This is a genomic window from Nostoc sp. (assembly GCF_036917935.1).
In the GTDB taxonomy this organism is placed as follows: Bacteria; Cyanobacteriota; Cyanobacteriia; order Cyanobacteriales; family Nostocaceae; genus Nostoc.
The window spans coordinates 120,967-142,517 of the sequence record NZ_JBALEL010000022.1; the positions used below are offsets into that span (position 1 = coordinate 120,967).

A 21,551-nucleotide genomic window follows, 5' to 3' on the forward strand; every position below is an offset into this window, starting at 1 on the left:
ATCTTTTTTACTTGAATTCCCTAAGTAGGTGTCAATAAAATTAACTGCTGTTGCAGGAGGGTTCTTACCCCATCTAATCCCAGTTCTACACTTGCCAAAATCTCTGTAACGGTGGAATTACTATCACATCTTTGCATAAACTCAAACTCTGCTACAGACAAATTTACAATTTGGTAATCGTAATTAAAGAAACATTGACTGGGAAATCCCTCAATACAAGGATTAAGTTCGGGAATTGCTGCCAGTAGAGCGTTATCGTCTGACCAGTCAGCTTTGATTAAGGGAGGACGACCGAGGAAAAACTCGTAATGAGTTACTTCTGGGTCTAATAATTCTATCAGGCGGTAAAGCTGGCGATCGCTCAAATCTTTTGCTCGTTCTACTAACTCTGGTGCTTTACCCAAAAGTCTCTCTAAATCCCAGAAACTCGGATTCGAGAAACCAATAAACTCCAATCCCGAAGCATCTATTAATTCAAACAGCGTCTCAATGTTGTAGTCAATTTCTTGAGGATGAACGTACATATCAGCAAAGTATTCATCCTTGTTGTTTTCTAGCGACCAACGTTGTTTATCGTATTTGACAATTCGGTTATTTTCTGGTAGGGAAGCGAAGATTTGTCGCCCGACTTGGACACCATCGCGGTAGTCGCCTTTTTTGTCACCTTGAATAAGTGCGATCGCTTTTTGCATGAGTTGAATTTCCCAGCGCCCCAACTCCCCATACACAAAAATGTGCATTAAGCCGCCTGGGGTTAACTTCTTCGCCAGAGCTTGAATACCGCGAATGGGATCGGGTGTATGGTGCAAAACGCCAACACAGTTAATTAAATCAAACTCACCCGGTAACTGTTCCACATCAAACAAGCTGAGGTGATGAAATTCCACGCGGGTAGCGCCTGAACGCTGACAACGTTCTTTGGCTACAGCTAAAGCGCCACTACTGAGGTCAATTCCCACAACCGAAGCTTGAGGATTGAGGTGAACCAAGTACTCTGTACTCACACCAGTACCGCAACCTGCATCTAAAATCCGAATATCTTGCTTTTGGGGTTTTTGACCTGTGCAGAAGTTATGAGCGGCTAGCCAATTCCAGCGCCAGTTATAGCCTGGGGGTGGTTCATCTAACAGGGCTTCTGGCGGAAAGGGGTAGGTATTGTAGAGTTTGGCAACAGCAGCACTAACAGTTTGGGAGTCGGACATGATCAGGAATAACGCAGCATTTCTGAGTTTAGCGGATAGTGGATGATTAGGGCAAAGATTACTATTGCTTATTTCCTACTATTTATCCAACAGCAAAGTCAGTAAATTGGCGTTTATAAGGAGCGTGAAATCCTAATACAATATCTTCTTTAGGTACTCCAGCAGCGATTAATTCATTAGCAATGCCGATTTCTGTACCATCTCTTTGTATCCAAATTTTTTTCTCTTTAATATCAACATGAATTATAACTCCGTAAATTCTCCGTTGTTCTTTCCAGCCAATATTTAAGACTTGATAATGATGGCGTTCTGCATCAAATAACAATTGAACCTCTGTGCCATTAGCCACATCATTAGCTGAATGATTACTTAAAATATCTGGAATAATTTGAGAGTAATTTATTCCTTCCATAAAACAATGTCCTGACTTAAGGAATTAAATATTAAAAGTTTAATTTGATATTCTTTTAGAGGATGTTTGAAAAGTCCTCTTGTCGGTATCAAAAGTTTTAGATCCCCCTAAATCCCCCGATAAATTGGGGGACTTTGATTCCGGTTCCCCCCTTTTTAAGGGGAGCCAGCGCGGTCTTCTCCCAAGGGGAGACGCTAAAAGCGATGGGGGTTTCCCCCATGAGCGACTGGCGTGGGTTAGGGGGGATCTAAAAGTGCCTAAAATCACAGTGAAATACTTATTCATTTAACCTCTTAAAGGCCCCATAGTTAAACTCACGCAAGACTTTGTGACGATTCACCAATTTACACCGCCTATATTGGAAGTAACTGGTGTTACCCCAATGGGTGGGGCGATTGAGTATGCTTTGGATTTTCTAGAAAACCGGAAACAGACTTATAAAGATAACGGTATTCTCTATTATCGCCCTTGGGTGTTTTTGATTACAGATGGAACGCCAACTGACTCCTGGGATTCAGCCGCGCAAAGATTGAGACAAGCAGAAGCACAAAGCCGACTGTCATTTTTTGCGGTTGGTGTAAAGGATGCTGATATGAATATACTCAAACAAATTTCTCCTCCTGAACGTCCACCAATTATGCTAAATGGCTTGGATTTTCGTGAGTTGTTTGTCTGGCTTTCTGCTTCGATGAAACGGGTTTCTAGCGGCAAAGTAGGACAGGCTGTAGCTTTACCGGCTGTGGGATGGGGTCAAATTACTACTTAGGGGAAATTTTGTGAGTTGGAAAGCTGTTGCGGATTCTGCGATCGGAACAAGTCATCAAAAGCAGGAGATACTTTGTCAAGATTATGTGGATTATCGCATCTTTGATGATGTCATTGTAGGCGCGGTTGCTGATGGTACTGGTAGCGCAAAACATTCTGATGTTGGTTCTAAGTTGGCGGTAGAAACGGTACTTAAATGCTTTTCTGAAATTAATGAATTTCCTCAAAATAAAGCTTTTTCTCAACCACTTTCCAAAGAAGAAGCAGAGGAAGTGTTTGTTAAGATTGTGAACCAAGTTATTAAAGAATTACAGAAGCAAGCAGAAGAAGGAGATTATTCTGTCAATGATTTAGCTTGTACGTTATTAGTTTTCGTGGCTACTCCTGACTGGGTTGCAGCTATGCAAATCGGGGATGGATTTATTGTGCTGCGTTCCCAAGAGTCAGAATATAAACTGTTGTTTCAGCCCGATAAAGGTGAGTTTGTCAATGAAACAACTTTTATCACCTCAACAAATGCAGTAAAAGATATGCAGGTAAAGGTTATTTCCGAAAAACAAGAGTTTATTTGTGCTTCCACTGATGGACTAGAAAAAGTAGCAATTCGTTTGAGCGACTGGAAACCTTTCTTACCTTTCTTTAAACCTTTGGAGGAATACTTGCACGAACCTGTTAATCCAGACTAAACCTTGGCAGTCTGGTAAACCTAGTAATGTTGCTTTAATTGTGCCGTCTGGTTGGTTTTCAATTAAGACATCATAATTTAACTTGGGTGTAGTATTTTTAGTATAATTTTTTACAGCTAAATTCATAATATTTTTAACCTTGAAGTTTTATATTGATTATAACTGCTGACCTAGAACAAGTTCATAGTCAGGATTTTAGTACTGAATTTTTAAATATTGTTCGCGCAGCGTTCCCGCAGGGTAGTGCTTACTAAAAACCTTTAATTATTTATACTGGCTTGGTTAATTTGTGGTTTGATTTTTATCATATTGTCTTTTGCGATCGCACCAATGATTTACAATCAATCAGAGTTTAATTGACGCTGTGGGTGTGGTCTACAAGGATTTGCTCAATTCTGGAAAATCCCTAATTAAACGTCGCACTGATTGGTTTGGCAATATTTGGCATTATCTATAAACTCTTGCAACTTATTTAAGGGAATCATCTGCAATGATGAGCCACCTTGTACCTCAGCAGCGATGTAAGCAAGCTTTTGTCCACGATAAAATTGGTCACGTCCAACTTTGGTGATATATCGGGACTTCTGAAAGTCATTGGCAATATTAGAATTATAAATATTTTGTAACAGTTTTACTGAATTGGCATTTTTTGTGGTGAATTTGAGGCGTTTATCACCACTAACGGTTATGCCTTCTTTAGTTACTGTCCCATTTTGAGAAGTGACATCAGCATAAAAGTATAAATTTCCCTTTGTACCCTCGTAGCCGTGGGCTTCGCTGTTGTATCTCAGAGTTGGTAATTGGGATCTAGTCTTTGCCCACTTGACAACAGTGTTGATATTTTGTTCTGGAAGCGCATTTGCAGGAGTGACAGCCAAAATAACTGCGATCGCAGATAGGGTAGCATGGAATAAATAGTTAAATTTACAACTTTTGTGCATAGTATTTCCCCTGTATATAAATACTGACTATTTGCAGATTAAACCACCACAAATTAAGAATTGCTTCCCGTGCGGTATTCAGTTGCGAATATGAGTTCTTTAGTAGCAAAAACAACTTAACATCGACTAATAACCACTGTCCAGTGACTAAGTACAACATTTAATTAATTAGTAGTAAATTCTCTGCGTGTCTCTGCGCCCCTATACGTTTAAATAAAAAACAAATCAGTAGACAGTTCCCAACCTACTACTTGGTTACAAAACTTAGACTTCATCTCAGACAAACTGGAGTATGCACTTTTAATACTGGAGACATTTAAGATACAGGTTCTACACACTTCTTAATAAACCCGCCTTGAGAACGCAAAACGTTCTAATCTAAAAGCTAACTGGGTTAATTTACTGGCAGTTTTGCAGGCAATACTCTCAAGATCAGAAAGCATAGACACACCGATGTGTCAAGCCTCAAAACGATCCAGACTTAACACATAAACGCTTATGATGGGAGTTTTACAAATCCGATGAGTGTTAAGGCAAGTGGTGGAAGCTCAGTTGCGCGTCCGCAACTATATCAAACCCTAGCAGTAGCGACAATTACCCAAGCCGAGCAGCAAGACCGCTTTTTGGGAAGTGGTGAATTAAATGAACTGGCAAGCTATTTTGCATCTGGTGCAAAGCGTCTAGAAATTTCTCAGACGCTGACGGATAATGCCGAGATTATTGTATCTCGCGCTGCCAACCGGATTTTTGTCGGTGGTTCGCCAATGGCTTTTTTAGAAAAGCCCAGAGAAGCGGAACTAGTAACTGCTGGTGGTGGTGGTGCTAATGTTCAACAAGGGATGCAATTAGGAACTGTAACCTACGTTGAAAGTCGTGGTGGGTTCCTAGAAAATTTACGCTCAATCTTTAACTCATCCCCCAGCGGCCCGACACCGGCAGGTTTCAGACCAATTAACATTGCTCGTTATGGCCCAAGCAACATGGCCAAGAGCTTACGGGATTTATCCTGGTTCTTGCGCTACGCTACTTATGCGATCGTTGCTGGCGACCCCAACATCATAGCGGTGAATACACGGGGTTTGCGGGAAATCATTGAAAATGCCTGCTCTGGTGAAGCAACGCTAGTAGCTTTGCAGGAAATCAAAGCCGGGTCACTTTCATTTTTCCGCAACGATGCTGAGGCTACAGAAATTGTGTCTCAGTACATGGATGTTTTGTTAACAGAATTCAAAGCAGCCACACCTTCAAATAAAGTCCGCCAACGCCCCTCTAGCGACCAGCAAGGTTTGCAACTGCCGCAAATTTACTTTAATGCGGCAGAACGACGTCCCAAGTTTGTGATGAAAACTGGGTTGTCAGCGAGCGAAAAAAATGAGGTAATCAAAGCGACATATCGGCAAATCTTTGAGCGCGACATTACCCGTGCTTATAGCTTGTCCATATCTGACCTGGAATCCAAGGTGAAGAATGGCGACATCTCTGTGAAAGAGTTTGTCCGTCGTTTAGCTAAATCTCCCCTTTACCAAAAACAGTTTTACCAGCCTTTTATTAACAGCCGAGTCATCGAACTAGCTTTCCGTCACATTTTAGGACGGGGGCCAAGTAGCCGCGAAGAAGTACAAAAATACTTCTCGATTATTTCTAACGGTGGTCTACCAGCCTTGGTAGATGGCTTAGTAGATTCGGCTGAATACAGCGACTATTTTGGTGAAGAAACAGTACCCTACCTGCGGGGTCTGGGTCAAGAAGCACAAGAATGTCGCAACTGGGGGCCGCAGCAAGACCTGTTTAACTACAGTGCGCCTTTCCGCAAGATCCCTCAGTTCCTTACCACATTTGCCGCTTACGAGCAACCGCTACCAGATCAACATCCTTATGGTTCTGGTAATGACCCCTTGGAAATTCAGTTTGGGGCGATTTTCCCGAAAGAAACTCGCAACCCCAGCACCAGTCCGGCTCCTTTTGGCAAGGATACCAAACGCATCCTGATTCACCAAGGGGCAGGGATTAATAACCAAAATAGCAATCCCAAGGCGCGGGGTGAAGCTCCTGGTACTCTTGGGCCCAAAGTGTTCAAATTAGACCAACTGCCTGGTACTAGAGGTAAAAAGGCTGCCAAAAATTCTAGCGTCAGATACTCCGAAAGCTCCACGCAAGCTCTGATTAAAGCTGCTTACCTGCAAGTTTTCGGTCGTGATCTTTACGAAGGTCAGCGCCCGAAGGTATTGGAAATCAAGCTGGAAAACGGCGACATTTCTGTGCGGGAGTTTATCCGTGGTTTGGCTAAGTCAGATGTATTCCGCAATCTGTACTGGTCATCGCTTTATGTTTGTAAAGCGATCGAGTATATTCACCGCCGCTTGTTGGGTCGTCCGACTTATGGTCGTCAAGAAATCAACAAGTACTTTGACATCGCCGCTAAACAGGGCTTTTACGCGGTAGTTGATGCCATTATTAACAGCGTAGAATACAACGAAGCATTTGGTGAAGATACAATTCCTTACGAACGGTATCTGACTCCTGGTGGTGTATCAGGGCGACAATTGCGCGTTGGTAGCATTCGTGAAGATGTTGCTGCGAAAGTCCAGAAGGAAGTAACGCCGAGCTTTGTGACATTGGGTACAGTCACAGAACAGCGGTCAGAACCAGATATTCAGTTCCGCATTAACCAAGGTGTCAGCAAGCAACGCGAACAAACCAAAATCTTTAAGTTGGTGGCGAATATCAGCGATAAAGTTGCAGTGCAAACTTTGATTAGCGCTGCCTATCGTCAGATTTTTGAGCGGGATATTGCACCCTACATCGCCAAAAACGAATTTACAAAATGGGAAAGCAAGCTGGGGAACGGCGAAATTAGTGTGAAGGAATTTATTGAAGGTTTGGGTTACTCTAACCTCTACCTAAAAGAGTTCTACACACCTTACCCCAACACCAAAGTGATTGAGTTGGGAACTAAACACTTCTTGGGACGTGCGCCACTAGACCAAGCAGAAATCCGCAAGTATAACCAGATTTTGGCTACCCAGGGTATTCGTGCCTTTATTGGTGCTTTGGTAGATAGTGTGGAATATAACCAGGTGTTTGGTGAAGATACGGTTCCTTACCGTCGCTTCCCGACCCTCCCGGCGGCAAACTTCCCGAATACGGAGAAATTGTACAACCAGCTTACCAAGCAAAACGATGACGTAGTTGTGCCTAGCTTTAAGCCAGTGCAAGCCCGCGTCGGAGCTAGCGATACGGAGCTGTTGACACAAGCGATCGCAAATATAGCAGCCCAAACAAACGGTAAGCCCTCATTTGCTGAATTAGGTCGTTCCTACAACGATGTTAGCGGACAACCCGTGGAACAGGGTGTGCGTAAACATGCACGCATTTACCGTCTAACAGAAAGCACCAACCAAACCGATAAACAACAGGCAATCAACGCCATTTATCGGCAAGTGTTGGATGTATTTAACGGTGAAGTGCCTGATAATTTCCGCCGTACTGACCTAGATAGCAAACTCCAGAATGGTGAAATTTCCGTCCGCGAGTTTGTGCGTGAACTAGCCAGTTCCCAAATCTATCGCCAGCGCTTCTCGTCACCTTATCCTCATGCCAAGGTCATTGAGTTCCTCTTCCGTCACCTGTTGGGGCGTACACCCGCAACTCAGGAAGAAATTCGCCAGTATAACAATCTGCTAGCCGATAGCGGTTTGTCAGCTGCGGTAGAAGCAATAGTCGAAAGTCCAGAATATAGCCGCTACTTCGGTGAAGATGTTGTGCCTTACAACCGCTTCCCATCTTTGCCAGCAGGTAACTACCTCGGCAGTGTAGCGGTTGATTAGGGAGTAGGGGGTAGGGAATAGGGAATAGGGAATAGATTATTTCTAGTCTCCAGTCCCCTGTAACCCTTCCCCCGTAACCTTCGTAACCTTTCGTAATACCGCTCTCAGATTGCAGTTTGAACAGCAAATTCTGAAAAGCAATATTACAAAGTATTAAGAGCAGTCATAAATGCTCAACAGAATGCCGGAAAATGTTTTGCGGAAGGTAACTGAGTTTAAAAGCTTGTGTACTTATGTTGACTCAAGCAAACTCGTAATTTATTAGCCGTAGCAGTTATAAAACTGTTGTGTTTAAAAGAACGAGAAAATAAACTCAGTAAACCAAATTTAAAGTCGCACCAGTTTAATCAAATCCTGGTTTCATTCGTATTGGAGGAATCCATTAATGAGTATTGTCACGAAAGCTATCGTGAATGCTGATGCAGAAGCCCGCTATCTCAGCCCTGGTGAGTTAGATCGGATCAAGTCATTTGTTGCAAGTGGTGAGCGCCGTGTGCGGATTGCTCAAATTTTGTCAGAAAATCGCGAACGGCTTGTTAAGCAAGCTGGCGATCAACTGTTCCAAAAGCGTCCTGATGTTGTGTCTCCTGGTGGAAACGCTTACGGTCAAGAATTGACTGCTACTTGTCTGCGTGACCTAGATTACTACCTCCGCCTCGTTACCTACGGTATCGTTGCTGGTGATGTTACCCCCATCGAAGAAATTGGTGTTATCGGTGCCCGTGAACTGTACAAGTCCTTGGGAACTCCTATCGATGGTGTCGCTGAAGGTATCCGTGGGCTGAAGAATGTAGCTGGTACATTGCTGTCTGGTGATGATGCTAGTGAAGCTGGTAGCTACTTCGACTACCTAGTTGGCGCTCTTCTAGGATAGGTTAAAGCTGTTTACCTACTGAAACAGAAGTATTGCAATACGGTTGGAAATAAGGAATTAACAACATGGCTCAAGACGCAATTACCGCTGTCATTAACTCCGCAGACGTTCAAGGTAAATACCTAGACTCTTCGGCTTTAGAAAAGCTAAAAGGCTACTTCGCCACTGGCGAACTACGGGTACGTGCTGCTAGCACCATCAGCGCTAACGCTGCTGCGATCGTCAAAGAAGCTGTAGCAAAATCTTTGCTGTACTCGGACATCACCCGTCCAGGCGGCAACATGTACACCACCCGCCGCTATGCTGCTTGCATCCGCGATTTGGACTACTACCTCCGCTATGCCACCTACGCTATGTTAGCTGGCGATCCTTCCATTTTGGATGAGCGTGTATTGAATGGCTTGAAAGAAACCTATAACTCCTTAGGTGTTCCCGTCGGTGCTACCGTGCAAGCTATCCAAGCAATCAAGGAAGTAACCGCCAGTTTGGTAGGTTCTGACGCCGGCAAGGAAATGGGCGTTTACTTAGACTATATCTCCTCTGGCTTAAGCTAAGAACTAGTTTGCGCTTAAAAATTTAGGTGCGACTTTATTAAGGTCTGGAAATCAATCGTGAGTGCTAGAACGTTTTATTGCTTATCTTGGTAAATTATCAGTGATGAGTGTTGGTGGTCTAGTATTGATGTTTGATTTCCAGCCTTTGAATGATTAAAAGATTTGCACTAAAGATTTTGAGATAAAAAAGTTTTCACAAAGTATACAGGAGATTTTCCAAATATGTCCCGTTTGTTTAAAATTACTGCTCTAGTTCCTAGTCAAACCCGAATTCGTACCCAACGCGAACTGCAAAATACTTACTTCACGAAGCTAGTTCCTTATGAGAACTGGTTCCGCGAACAGCAACGCATTCAAAAAGCAGGCGGCAAAATCATCAAGGTGCAACTGGTAACTGGTAAGCAAGGTACTAATACTGGCTTGTTGTAATTCTGTAAATAGAACATTATTTTAGGGAATTGCTAAGAGGTCGAGAAAGACCTCTTTTTTGTTGAGAATTGATACTACAAAAAATATGTTAATTAAGTCATATAGAAACCAGGTACTCTTAATAAAGCTTGTTAACCTTCTTAAAGTACTTCTTCCACTCAGCATCTAGGGCAGCTTCGTACTGAAAACCTAGTTCTTGTCCACTTCCGTACCTAACAAGATTGACCCCCTGCATACTTGATAATTTTAGTAGATGGCTATCTTCTAAAGGACTATCAAGACTCACAACCTCATCGAGCCTTATTAATACAGTAGGGCAGTTTCCAAAGAAATGTTGAGTATAAGCATCAGAGTATTTAGAGTATTTAGGATATTCAGGAAGTTGATTCAAGCGTTGAGCATCTTTAGCCTCGATTACTTCTCCTACCGCAATGAAACCACGTTTCCCCTGTCCAGTTTTTTTCAAGTAGGCTTTATCTTCAACCTTAATTGACTTTACCTGACCTGCACTCCAGGTGATCTGATACTCCCGTTTATTTTTGATGTAATCAAGTGCTTCTTCAATATAGCTAGGAATATTAACATCAATATCTGGATTTGCTAAGAAAATACGTGTTGGCATGATTGTGCTGCACCTAAATTAGTACAAGGGTTATCAATTTCTATGAAAAGTATATAACTAGCTTTCATAACACATATATCTTTTGTATACTTCCGTATATGTACCCTGTTTCAGGTAAATATCCAGAATTTATCAAGATGTTATTTCATTTCGGGTAACAGATAGAAAACTTCTATTTCAGAAAATTAGACTATCGCAAAGTTTATGAATCAAGGTCTATGGGTGATAAAAATTAAAAAAGAGGTCTGGTATTAGACCTCTTTGTTTTTGTTGCTCGTCTTTCTGAAAGTTAAGAGTTGAAGATTTCTACAAGGCGATATCCGCGAGTGTATAGCGGAACTGGAGCGCCAGAATTTTGTTTTTTCCTTGCTTGTTCAGAAGTTTCATCAAATACAATTAGTGTTTCCTTACCAACCTTTAACCAGTCTTCGTAAGGCACACTCATATCTTCTTCAACACCACCAATACTAGGTGCTACCATTGCTCGATAATCTTCATTAAATTTTCTGCGAAACCGGAAATCTACTGAAATTCTTAGACCTTCAGTTTTCCTTCTTACTGTTTGGTGCAATCCACGGGCATCATTAAAGTACATTGTGCCGTGTTGTAGTTGTGCTTCTGTATAGGAGACAACCATTGGAACATCCCGGCCTTCAGCAAAGTCTGACATCACCCGCATCGCCTCTAGTTCCATCTCGCGGGGCATCTCACCTGCTTCAATAGTTATATTATCGATGTCACCAAAAGGAACTGAGTTCTGGATTGAAATTCCCTTATCTATGGATAAACAATTAGTCAATTACGTTAAATCATTAAGTTTAATTAAATAAATACTTTAAGTCAATTTTCGAGCGATCGCTCTTAACTATAACAATTCTAAATTTTGAGTATAAAATACTACTTTTACATTGCGTGAGAGCGATCGCAAATTGTCAGAAATATTGAATTAGTGGTGTATTGAAGTTGAAAACCCTAAGATTTATGGTTGTAAAGTCCACTTATGAGTTATAAGTTATGATTTATGAGTTTTATTTCTAACTCCTAATTTCTAACTTTTTACCTGTACTGATCGTGAATCTACGCCGCCTGATTCCAATTTTTGATAGTTCAGTTTCCAACTGGGCATTAGAAGCGCGGTTGTTGCGCTGGTTAACGTTGATTTGGCTGTTCGTCGGCTTGATAATGCTATTTTCAGCATCATACGCCGTCGCTGACGCCCGTCAGAATGATGGGTTGTACTACTTTAAACGTCAACTGCTTTGGGTCTTAGTTTCCTTAATCGGATTCAATATTATTGTTAATTTGCCGTTGCAGAAAATTTTGGGACTATCCCATTGGTTTTTGTTGCTGTTTTTGGGGTTAATTTTCGTCACACTGATCCCAGGATTAGGAAGAAAGGCTTTTGATGCAGCGCGTTGGATTGCGATCGGGCCAATTCCGATTCAACCTTCAGAATTAATTAAACCCTTTTTAGTGCTGCAAAGTGCGCGGCTTTTTGGTCAGTGGGAACGAATCAGTTGGCGGGTTCGCTTGGCTTGGTTGGGTATTTTCGGTCTGGTACTTTTAGGAATTCTTGCCCAGCCTAACTTGAGTACAACAGCACTTTGCGGTATGACTATTTGGCTAATTGCTCTAGCAGCTGGCTTACCTTACAAATATCTGGGAGGAACAGCAATTGGTGGAGTGATGTTGGCAGTACTCAGTATTAGCATTAAAGAGTATCAGCGTAAGCGGGTAATGTCATTCCTCAATCCTTGGGCGGATGCTACAGGAGATGGGTATCAGTTGGTGCAAAGTCTACTAGCTGTGGGTTCTGGTAGAACTTGGGGTTCTGGATATGGGCTTTCTCAACAAAAGTTGTTTTATTTACCAATTCAGGATACCGATTTTATTTTTGCGGTGTTCGCTGAAGAGTTTGGCTTTGTTGGCAGTATGGTGTTGTTAGCACTTTTAGCTACATTTGCTACTCTCGGATTAATTGTGGCGCTGAAGGCTAAAAATACAGTATATCGATTGGTAGCGATCGGTGTAACGATTTTGATGGTAGGACAATCATTGCTCCACATTGGTGTTGCTACAGGTTCTCTACCGACTACTGGCTTACCTTTGCCTATGTTTAGTTATGGTGGTAATTCGATGATTGCCAGCTTAATAGCTGCTGGGTTGTTGATTCGGGTAGCACGTGAGAGTAGTGAAGCTGACGTAGTACCGTTGCGAAAACCCCTGTTTGAGAATGGGCAAAGACGCAGAGCTTTTGAAAAAAATAGGAATTGAGCTAGTACGCCTTTATCAAAGTCAATTTTTTTTAAGATAGACGTGGAGCAGCTTACCCCAGGCTACCGCCTTCTGGTGCGTTGGCTTCCACCAGGGCACCAGAACTACGCATACTCTTACGGAGAAGCAAGCTACGTGTAACGTCTCGTAGAGAAGAACGATGCTTATACCATTTCTATATGAAGACGCATAGAAAGAACCCCACCGCTTGCGGCATCTCCCCTTACCTCAGAGGTAAGGGAGTCTTAAATGGGCTATTTCTAGGTGGCAGAGTAGGTGGAATTGGGTTAATGCCAGGTATAGGAGTAGGAGTAGGCTCTACTTTTTTGAGTACCGTGATTGCAAATCCTCTTTGCTGGGATTGTTGCTTACCAGATATATCATTCACTAGCAGTCCGATTTGAGGGGGGAAAGCTTGATTGACTGGAAGCTTCATTGAGCCAACTGGTGGAACGTCATTGCCGTATGGTAGAAGTTTAACCTGAATATTTTCTCCCTCTACTCTCCAACTCAGGGTAGCAGATTCGCCTTCGTTGAGAACCAAATTTGGTTGCTCGCTACCATTGATTCTAAAAGAGACAATCTTAAATGGTTTCGGCAATATTTCAATTTTTGATTCAGTCTTTTTAAAACTAGTTTTTTGACTTCCATTGTTAGGAAAAGCTTTGACTTCAAAGGCATATTTTCCAGCTTTATATGCTGATAGAGGAATATTTGTACATCGCAGTTGCTGATTTTGTTGTGTACATAGCTTTTGAAGTTTCGGGTCTGTAATATTACCTTGATTAAATTTATAAGTAACTGGTTTACTATATAATGTACCATCATCTGCACTGCCAGCAAGTTGAATTTGTGCTAACAATAATGGCCGGGCAATTGTCCAGGTTAAAAGTATATTTTGACCTTTTGTATACAGTGGTTTATCTGCTTGGAAACTAAGTACTTCCGCAATTTGTTTTTCAGCTATTTCTACTTGGGTTGTTTGGCTGGCTACTTTGTTATTAGGAGAAAATAATTTTATCCCATTACGATAAAAGGCTTGTAACTCAAAAGTGTAATTCCCTTTTGTTTTCACTCCAGTTTTAACGTTGCTACAAATTAGCTCTTGTTTATCTTGCACCTGACAAGGAGGTATTTCATTAGGGCTTCCCTTACCCAGTGTTTCCGGAATGCCATTGCTAAAGTTATATGTAATCGGCTGAATCGGTTGCGAACCTTTGGCTGTCAGAACCAACTTTTGCAACTGTTGATAATTGTGAATGTCCCATTTCAAAGCGACTTCATCGTCTTCAGTGATTTGAGAGTCATTTGCACTAAAATTTTCTAATCTCAAAGGATCGGGGTTTAAAATTCGCCAAATGATGAATCCTATCCCACCTAGTAACCCCAAAACTGCTAAAATTAACAGAATAAATTGCCACCAAGGACGGGATTTCCATACCAAAGTTCCTTGAGGCAATGTGTTAGGTAGGGGTAAATTTTGTTGGTCTTTGATGTCGAGTTGAAAGTTGACCACTAACCCTGTGCCAAACCACGGTCGTCGCCACCAAGGTCTGGGTTTGACCGTCAAATTAGCCAGGGCACTTCTATTAGGTAATAATCTTACTTCAGTCGGATCAAATTTGTAAGTATATAGTTCTTCTTCGTCTCGACTTTTTAAGTTTAATATCAGTTCACGGACAATATTACCCTGGTTAGTTAGTGATAATTCGTACTTGCCAAGACTACGGCTAACTTGTCCCAAGATGGTATTAAGTTCTATATCTAGGCGATAATTTGTCGGAATTTGGATATACACCAAATCTAGCAATACTAAGTCTGGAGAGTTTTCCGAATACAAGCGGATTGTCGGAGAATAGCTTCCCGCAAGGGTATCCCCAGGTGGGTGAAATTTCAACAGTATTTGACCTTGAGTACCAGGGTTGAGTTCTAGTGCAGTCACGTCAGACACTAACCCTGTCCCCTCAAATCCAGTTGCAGGATAATTAATTGTGAACCAGTCATCGTCTAAATCTGGGCAACTCAAGCGGAACCTGTCTACGAGATAAGAGCGATTGTCAACTATTACCTCCACTTGCAGAGGTTCACTAGGATTGAAAATTAGCGGTTTGTTGGGGTTGGTGTTAGGTCTAAGGGAAAATGTCGGATCATTTACCCGAATTGCTGTCTGTTCTTTTAGCAGAACCTTAATTTGGTTTGGGAAGGTTATGGGAGTATCTTGGGGATAATGTACAGGGGAATCTACGACTAGTGTATAGTCATAGGTTCCGGGGAGAGCATTTGCAGCGATTTGAAACTCAAATTTTACTTCGTCGCTATTTTGCCCTGGAGCTAATGCTAAACTTTCTCTAGGAGAACTAGACCAGCCGGTTAAATTTTGAAATACTTCGTCAAAAACAAAATATAAGTCAATAACTGCACTCTGATCTCCCTGATTGATTACAACAACATAGAGTTCAATGGTGTCTCCTGGCATCCCAAATTGAATTCCAGGTGGGTTGATAATAACTTGCAGTGGATTGAATTTAGCTTGCATGTCATTGACTCCCTTATTTGATGCGGTGTAGTTTGACCTGAAAATCTTCGCTACCACTCACAATCATGGTTCCTTGATTTGTTTTCAAGTCGATACTATTGATTTTTTTAGAGCTTTGGTAAATTGTTTTACCTTCTGCGGCTTTTGTTTTGTCGAGCTGATGTTTGGGGGTTAAGTACCAAACCACAACTCGGCCATCATCGCTACCACTTACTAAGAGACTACCATCATCACTAAATGCCAGACTACGCACAGATGTTTTTGATGCTGGCCAGCGGTCTAGTGGCGAACAATTGAGTTCATTTACTTTTTCGAGGGGATTCGGATTTTTGATAGTTTGACACTGATTCAAATTCCAAATCGTAATAAAGCCCGCAGAATCGGAGGTTGCGAGGATTTTTTCTGCCGAATTAGGAACAAAAGCCAATGCCCAAATATAGTCTTCACGCCCAACTAATGGGTCTAGTTTTTCTAGATTTTGCACAGATAAACCTGGGAATTGTTTATCAGATTGAGTTGGGTTCCACTGCCACAAGATGAAACGCTTAAAGTTTCCAGCAATTACGAGAGTTTTTGCATCTGGACTGAGATTTAATGCCCGGACTTGGAAACCTGATAGTTTCAATGTACTTTGTACGTCGATAACTTGCGGTTCTGGCAGAAAATCGCTGTTAGGCGCTGGTCTTGACCATAATCTAACTTTACCACTGCCATAACCACTGAATAAGTTAAGTGAGTTTGAGGTGAAAGCTAAGTCAAAAACGCGATCGCCTTTTGCTTTAGGATCTTTAAGGTCTTGAAGTTGGCTAATCTTTGCACCTGATGGGACATCTCTGAGTTCAATTACACCATTATCTAAACCAACAGCCGCGCGATCGTTTTGTAACGGCATGAAGCGTAAGACTTGTACTGCGTCATCGGTAATCGCCATCAACCCTTTGGGCTGTTGCGGTTGCTCACAAGCAAGGGGCTGCCCTGCGTATGTTACTCTGTCATCGGGGTCTAAGTTATCAGCACCGATTCTCCAAAGTCTTAAGGTACAATCATCTGAGCCACTGACTACAGATAAACCAATACCACTAAAACGCACTGAGTTTACAGAACGGGTATGCATTACATCTCTTGGTTGCAGGATTAATGCTAGGAGTGCGGCTAAAAGTGCGATCGCAGCCAATTGTAGCCATAGAGGTATAATTGGCAAAGTCTCCACTTCTAATGTCTGCGTGGCTGGGTCTGTACTCCCTAAACGTTGGTCGGATAATTCCGATTTAGCTTCCAGCAACAAAGTTTTGCCGATTCCTACCCAAGGGCGTTTTGTTTTAACATCGAGGATAACTTTACTTGTCTCTCCTAGATGCAGATTGGCGGTTTCAGGAAGGTTTTTAAAACTACATTTTCGCCAGTCTCTACCCTGCACCTGCACATTAATTTGCTGGTTGAGGTTGCTAGCGTTTTTAAATAGTAATTCAAAGGAAGCTGTATCAGATTTCCAGTCAGGCAACCATGCCGATTTACTAGGAATTTTCAGGTGTTTTTCTCTAGTGGTAAAGTCTATAAAACCTACAGGTAAAACTTCAATGTTGCCTTCAGCATTAGTGGGATAACCGTTATTGCTAACAGCTTCAATAGTAAAAGGGTAATTTTGACTGGGCGCTTGTACTACAGAAGGAGGTTGGCATTGGAATGTGGCTTCTGCTAAACCACCTGGATCTAAAGATAATCGACGTTCTGCACTGCCAGCCAGCCAAGACGGATCAACACCTGTAAAACGTAGCATCACCTCAGTCGGTTGTTGCCCCAAGTTCCGCACCCTTACAGGTATATCGACAGAATTGCGGGGATAAACTTGGAACTCTCGCACAGGCAATTCTACACTTAAATGTGTTGGTCTGTTGTCTCGCTCGATTTTCAGACGTAGCACAAGTCTGCACTGTTGTGCTAATTGCGGTGAAAAAATCTTCACCATTAGGTTGACAGTACCGATAAATCCCGGAATGGGTGTATTGAATACGAAGACTTGGAAGATGGTACTACTGCCGGGTGGCTTGGCTGCTGCTACCTCTGGTTCGAGTCTATACCAGCGATATCCTGTGTTTCGGGTTTCTCCAGCTGCGGCAATTTCTATCTGAAAATTGACGAAGCGATCGCTGTCATTATTGACAGTTACCTCAAATGATACAGGAGTATCACCGGGACGAAAGGTTAGGTTCTGAGTAGAAAGGCTGGCATTAATAACACTTTTTTCCATACTATTACTTATAATATTTTTTTATATTCTGGATGATTAGCACTATTAAAAAATTAATGTCTCGCGAAAATGTGACAGTTGTTCTCTTCCTTGAACGCCTGCTAGGGTAAGGCACATAACTGTGGCACTTAAACGTCGAACAATTGTTTTAGCACTGAGATGAATTGGGAACTCCACATTGTAGATTGATAGTTGCTGCATACGAATATTGAGCTAATTTTCTTTATCTTTAATAATTAATCGGAAATTATCTCATATAGACAAATAATATGAGTGAAGTGTTATGGAACTTTCACTAATAAAACCCTAGATTTTGAACAGAATTGTTAAGATACCATGTGAAATCTATGTCAATAAAGAATGTAGAAACCTAGCACTGCTACGTTTCTACAAGGGTTCTGGATAACGCATATTTAATTTCTGGATATGACCTCTTAGCAACGCCTTAACATTAAAATCGCTGCCCAATTCCTAGATGCACCTTGCTTTCTCCCTGGTCATTAATGCCATAGTCAGCCCGAATTAAGCCTAGTGGTGAATCTAATCGCACTCCCGCCCCATAACCAAAACCATAACCTGGTTTATCCCGCACACCAGCCGGATCTCCTAATACAGTATCACCAGAGCCTAAATCTGAGGCAAAGTCGGCAAACAATACACCGCCTACAATTGGTAATACGGGAAAACGATATTCTGCGGAAGCTAACACATAACTGCGACCACTGCCAACTTCTCCAGAATCGTAACCGCGCACTGAATTGGAACCACCCAAGTTAAAGCTTTCGTAGGGCGGTAAATTCCCAATGACGGTACCAGCTTGCAGATTCACTGCAAAAACTTGTGGCTGTTTGCTGTTAAATAACTGGACTGGTAAATATTGGCTGTAGTTGGCTTTGAGGCGATTTAGAGAAATATTACCTTGACCGATAGGTATAGATTGTTCTGTACTCAGACTTAAAACGGAACCTTGAGTTGGATTGATGGGGTTATCTCGTTGGTCTTTGGTGGCGATGAAGGATACGGTAGTTAGGTCGTCAATACCAGTTCCACTCACAGAGAGGGGATTGCCTTGAGCGTCGGTTGGGGTAATATTACCTTGGCGATCGCGAATACTAGTTCGGGTATAGTTTAATCCTAATGAGGTATTCCAGTCATCAATTGGTCGCTGCAAGCTGATACCACCGCCAATTTGACCTTCTCGCACTTTGTCGCCGTTAGCTAGCGTAATCTTGTCATCAAAGGTTTCCGAAAGTTCTCGATTCCGAAAACCATTCAGAGTATAGCCCAAGCGATCGGGGTTAGTTGTCCGATAGGGACTGATAAATTTGGTATTAAACTGCAAGTCTCGGCTACTTACACCAACATTCGCAGCTAAAGTATCATTAATACCGCCGACATTCTGATCTTGATAGCTGATTGTACCTACCAATCCCTGATCGGCATTGTAACTACCACCCAAGTTAACACCACGCGCCCCAGTTTCTTTGAGTTGATAGACTAAATCAAGTTTTGTCGCATCTCCTTCTAAGGCAACATTCACAGTTTCAAATAAACCAGTACGATATAGCTGTTGTATGTCTTGTTTAACGACATTTTCTTGGAAGATTTGACCAGGTTTCAACTTGAGTTGTTGTTGTAGGAAATCTGGTTTAGTGCGTCCTCCGACGGGATTACCCTTACTATCAACAGTTTTACCCTCATCGCTGATAAAGCGAAACTTAATATCACTCACCAAGCCTTCAGCAACATTCACAGTGAGAATACCTTGAGAACTGGGTTTAATTGATAGCACCCGCGCCAAGTTATAACCATTTTCGGCGTACCACTTGTTAATTTGTGCTACTGCTTGTTGCAGTCCAATGGGACTGATGGTGGTTCCAATCTGAGATTGCAAACGTTGTTGGGCGACTTGATAGGTAAGTACTTTAGCACCAGATAATTGCAGCGATCGCACAATCAGCGGTTGCACTTGATAAACTACATTTAATCCAGTCTGTGTACTAAAGCTATTCACACTGACATTGCTAAATAAACCTGTATCTAAAATTGCAGCGACATCTTTTTGTAACTGGCTTTGACTGGTTTCTCCACCAGCCTCAGTTTTAATGACTTTGCGAATGATCTCCTGCAATTCTTGATTGGCTCCCACTACCTGTACATCTGTAGCTGTAACTACTAAATCGTTTTCAGTAGCAGGAGTTTTGGGAGATGAGGGGGAAAAAGAGGGAGTGGGAAGGAGTGTTACAGGAGAATTACCCTTGTCTGCTGACTTTAAGACTACTGGGGAATTTTTGTTTGCACCTGTTTGTACGATGACGAGATTTTGGGAAAATTGTTGTGCAACTATAGTTTCTGGGGAAGCAATTGTCTCTACCCGTGCGGGAGTGTCTTCAATTCTCGACACCACCAAGTTACCAGCTTTTGCAGTTGGCGTAACGGTTTTAGCAGGTGCAGCCGTTGCTTGCTGAGTGACATTGCCAGCAGCTAAAGTAGCTAAAGTAAAAATTGCAGTAGCAGAAACTCGCATAATATTTAACCTAGTTAACTGGGAGTTATACTAATTTTGGATTTTAGATTTTAGATTTTTGATTAAAAGTCTTGACCAAAAGGCTGTTCGGTGGAATTTCAAACAATACTACCTATCCAAAATTGGTGTTAGTTGTACGAAAGTAAAGAAATAGGGATAATACTAACTTCCAGCTTCTTCGCCGATTTCCCTATTTATACCTCTTACCCAAATAGACAGTTAATTTTGATATTTTGTTTCTTATGAGTAATGTATCTCGGTCATCCCTAGCTTCTAACTCCCAATCTGTAACTTCTCCTTTGCGGTTACTTGTATTAAGTAATGGTCATGGGGAAGATATGATTGCAGTTCGGATTTTGCAAGAACTCCAACGACAACCAAACCCACCAGAAATCTTTGCTTTACCTCTGGTGGGTGAAGGACATGCTTATCAACAGTTGGATATTCCACTCATCGGTTCAGTCCGCACTATGCCTTCTGGCGGCTTTATTTATATGGATGGACGCCAATTAGCGCGGGATGTACGCGGTGGTTTATTGCAACTTACCCTCAGCCAGATTAAAGCTGTTCGCCGTTGGGTAAGTTCTCAAAAAAAATTAGGTAACAAAAGAGCGATTTTAGCAGTGGGAGATATTGTCCCGCTGTTATTTGCAACTTTCAGCGGCGCTAATTATGCTTTTGTCGGTACGGCGAAATCTGAATATTATGTGCAAGATGAAGCTGGATTATTACCACGGAAATCTCAGAATGCACGTTGGGAAAACTTTTCTGGTTCAGTTTACCATCCTTGGGAACGTTGGTTAATGAGTCGTCGCCGTTGTAAGGCAGTGTTCCCTAGAGATGCGCTGACGACGGAAACATTAAAACAATGGCCAATTCCAGCTTTTAATCTCGGTAATCCCATGATGGATGGTCTAGAACCGACCTTTTCACGCCAACAATTTTATAGTCAGGATGTCCAACAACAAGAGACAGTTCGGCCTCTAATGGTGACTCTTCTTCCTGGTTCCCGTCCGCCAGAGGCATACACGAACTGGGAAAAAATTATGATTGCCGTTTCTGCATTGATGGCAAGTTTCCAGGAGCGAGATTCGGTGTTTTACACTTCTGGCACAGTGATATTTTTAGGTGCGATCGCTCCTAGTTTAGACTCTCATATTTTATCCCAAAGTGTGCAATCCCAAGGCTGGCGCACTGAATCAGCATCTCCTATCCAACTTCGCGACCCAAATGTATTAACATTTAAACAGAGAAATGCCTATCTGCTGTTGACACAACAAGCCTATAATGATTGCTTGCATTTGGGAGATTTAGCGATCGCAATGGCAGGGACAGCCACAGAACAGTTTATCGGTTTAGGGAAACCTGCGATCGCGATTTCCGGTAATGGGCCACAATATAACCCTGCTTTTGCTGAAGCTCAAAGTCGCCTTCTTGGATCATCTCTGATTTTAATTGATCAGCCGTCAGAAGTAGCGAAGGTTGTACAATCCCTATTTAAAAATCCTGATAATTTGCAAATTATTGCCGAGAATGGTGGCCGACGCATGGGCAAATCGGGAGCAGCACTACGCATTGCTAATTGCTTGCAGGAAAGATTGGGATGATCGGGCATTGAGTATTGGGTATTGGGTATTGGGTATTCTCCTTGTCC

The 21,551-nt window shown here is 42.2% G+C and carries 15 protein-coding genes and 1 pseudogene; 8 read left to right on the top strand and 8 right to left on the bottom strand.

From position 1 onward, the window contains the following. Positions 1 to 20 precede the first annotated feature (20 nt). Positions 21 to 1,202, bottom strand: coding sequence for a class I SAM-dependent methyltransferase (locus V7K62_RS10025; protein ID WP_334863780.1), 1,182 nt, complete (start codon positions 1,200 to 1,202; stop codon positions 21 to 23). 82 nt (positions 1,203 to 1,284) lie between these two features. Next, positions 1,285 to 1,614: a XisI protein gene (locus V7K62_RS10030; RefSeq protein WP_334863781.1), complete on the bottom strand. Its 330-nt coding sequence runs from the start codon at positions 1,612 to 1,614 to the stop codon at positions 1,285 to 1,287. Between the two features lie 328 nt (positions 1,615 to 1,942). Between V7K62_RS10030 and V7K62_RS10035 the strand changes: the two genes are divergently transcribed. Then, positions 1,943 to 2,380, top strand: coding sequence for a vWA domain-containing protein (locus V7K62_RS10035; RefSeq protein ID WP_334863782.1), 438 nt, complete (start codon positions 1,943 to 1,945; stop codon positions 2,378 to 2,380). Between the two features lie 10 nt (positions 2,381 to 2,390). Beyond that, positions 2,391 to 3,065, top strand: a complete 675-nt coding sequence (locus V7K62_RS10040) for a PP2C family serine/threonine-protein phosphatase (protein ID WP_334863783.1) — start codon at positions 2,391 to 2,393, stop codon at positions 3,063 to 3,065. Between the two features lie 410 nt (positions 3,066 to 3,475). On the opposite strand, the gene V7K62_RS10045 is transcribed toward V7K62_RS10040, so the two are convergent. Beyond that, the gene (locus tag V7K62_RS10045) at positions 3,476 to 4,006 is read right to left on the bottom strand and encodes a hypothetical protein (RefSeq protein ID WP_334863784.1); all 531 of its coding nucleotides are present in this window, start codon (positions 4,004 to 4,006) and stop codon (positions 3,476 to 3,478) included. Between the two features lie 521 nt (positions 4,007 to 4,527). Here V7K62_RS10045 and V7K62_RS10050 point away from each other — a divergent pair. The 4 genes and pseudogenes from V7K62_RS10050 to V7K62_RS10065 all read left to right on the top strand — a co-directional run. Continuing rightward, positions 4,528 to 7,821 (top strand): annotated as a pseudogene (locus V7K62_RS10050) (phycobilisome rod-core linker polypeptide); the annotation flags it as partial. A gap of 397 nt (positions 7,822 to 8,218) precedes the next feature. Further along, on the top strand, positions 8,219 to 8,707 hold the full coding sequence (apcA, locus tag V7K62_RS10055; protein ID WP_094341663.1) for an allophycocyanin subunit alpha: 489 nt from the start codon (positions 8,219 to 8,221) through the stop codon (positions 8,705 to 8,707). 65 nt (positions 8,708 to 8,772) lie between these two features. Then, positions 8,773 to 9,261 (top strand): allophycocyanin subunit beta, encoded by a 489-nt coding sequence (apcB, locus tag V7K62_RS10060; protein ID WP_069068902.1) that lies wholly within the window; start codon positions 8,773 to 8,775, stop codon positions 9,259 to 9,261. Positions 9,262 to 9,483: 222 nt separating this feature from the next. After that, entirely contained in the window at positions 9,484 to 9,690 is a 207-nt protein-coding gene (locus V7K62_RS10065; protein ID WP_334863785.1) for a phycobilisome linker polypeptide, read from the top strand. Positions 9,691 to 9,808: 118 nt separating this feature from the next. On the opposite strand, the gene V7K62_RS10070 is transcribed toward V7K62_RS10065, so the two are convergent. Then, positions 9,809 to 10,312, bottom strand: a complete 504-nt coding sequence (locus V7K62_RS10070; RefSeq protein ID WP_334863786.1) for a hypothetical protein — start codon at positions 10,310 to 10,312, stop codon at positions 9,809 to 9,811. A gap of 289 nt (positions 10,313 to 10,601) precedes the next feature. Beyond that, positions 10,602 to 11,111, bottom strand: a complete 510-nt coding sequence (locus tag V7K62_RS10075) for a hypothetical protein (protein WP_334863787.1) — start codon at positions 11,109 to 11,111, stop codon at positions 10,602 to 10,604. Between the two features lie 272 nt (positions 11,112 to 11,383). Here V7K62_RS10075 and V7K62_RS10080 point away from each other — a divergent pair, with 272 nt between their 5' ends. Beyond that, positions 11,384 to 12,586 carry an FtsW/RodA/SpoVE family cell cycle protein gene (locus tag V7K62_RS10080; RefSeq protein WP_334863788.1) on the top strand — a complete coding sequence of 401 codons (1,203 nt, stop codon included), beginning with the start codon at positions 11,384 to 11,386 and terminating at the stop codon, positions 12,584 to 12,586. Positions 12,587 to 12,809: 223 nt separating this feature from the next. Here V7K62_RS10080 and V7K62_RS10085 read toward each other — a convergent pair whose 3' ends face one another. The 3 genes from V7K62_RS10085 to V7K62_RS10095 form a co-directional block, all read right to left on the bottom strand. Continuing rightward, on the bottom strand, positions 12,810 to 15,122 hold the full coding sequence (locus V7K62_RS10085) for a COG1470 family protein (protein WP_334863789.1): 2,313 nt from the start codon (positions 15,120 to 15,122) through the stop codon (positions 12,810 to 12,812). 13 nt (positions 15,123 to 15,135) lie between these two features. Next, complete coding sequence (locus V7K62_RS10090; protein ID WP_334863790.1) at positions 15,136 to 17,370, bottom strand: hypothetical protein; 2,235 nt, start codon at positions 17,368 to 17,370, stop codon at positions 15,136 to 15,138. A 451-nt stretch (positions 17,371 to 17,821) separates the two neighbouring features. Then, positions 17,822 to 19,897 (bottom strand): outer membrane protein assembly factor, encoded by a 2,076-nt coding sequence (locus V7K62_RS10095; RefSeq protein ID WP_334863791.1) that lies wholly within the window; start codon positions 19,895 to 19,897, stop codon positions 17,822 to 17,824. 242 nt (positions 19,898 to 20,139) lie between these two features. Between V7K62_RS10095 and V7K62_RS10100 the strand changes: the two genes are divergently transcribed. Continuing rightward, on the top strand, positions 20,140 to 21,504 hold the full coding sequence (locus tag V7K62_RS10100; protein WP_334863792.1) for a lipid-A-disaccharide synthase-related protein: 1,365 nt from the start codon (positions 20,140 to 20,142) through the stop codon (positions 21,502 to 21,504). Positions 21,505 to 21,551 lie beyond the last annotated feature (47 nt).

Bases quoted from the DNA above. Each gene is read 5' to 3' on its own strand.
- apcB (WP_069068902.1), top strand. From the start codon at position 8,773: ATGGCTCAAGACGCAATTACCGCTGTCATTAACTCCGCAGACGTTCAA.
- V7K62_RS10085 (WP_334863789.1), bottom strand. From the start codon at position 15,122: ATGCAAGCTAAATTCAATCCACTGCAAGTTATTATCAACCCACCTGGA.
- apcA (WP_094341663.1), top strand. From the start codon at position 8,219: ATGAGTATTGTCACGAAAGCTATCGTGAATGCTGATGCAGAAGCCCGC.
- V7K62_RS10025 (WP_334863780.1), bottom strand. From the start codon at position 1,202: ATGTCCGACTCCCAAACTGTTAGTGCTGCTGTTGCCAAACTCTACAAT.
- V7K62_RS10100 (WP_334863792.1), top strand. From the start codon at position 20,140: ATGAGTAATGTATCTCGGTCATCCCTAGCTTCTAACTCCCAATCTGTA.
- V7K62_RS10065 (WP_334863785.1), top strand. From the start codon at position 9,484: ATGTCCCGTTTGTTTAAAATTACTGCTCTAGTTCCTAGTCAAACCCGA.
- V7K62_RS10030 (WP_334863781.1), bottom strand. From the start codon at position 1,614: ATGGAAGGAATAAATTACTCTCAAATTATTCCAGATATTTTAAGTAAT.
- V7K62_RS10095 (WP_334863791.1), bottom strand. From the start codon at position 19,897: ATGCGAGTTTCTGCTACTGCAATTTTTACTTTAGCTACTTTAGCTGCT.
- V7K62_RS10070 (WP_334863786.1), bottom strand. From the start codon at position 10,312: ATGCCAACACGTATTTTCTTAGCAAATCCAGATATTGATGTTAATATT.
- V7K62_RS10045 (WP_334863784.1), bottom strand. From the start codon at position 4,006: ATGCACAAAAGTTGTAAATTTAACTATTTATTCCATGCTACCCTATCT.
- V7K62_RS10090 (WP_334863790.1), bottom strand. From the start codon at position 17,370: ATGGAAAAAAGTGTTATTAATGCCAGCCTTTCTACTCAGAACCTAACC.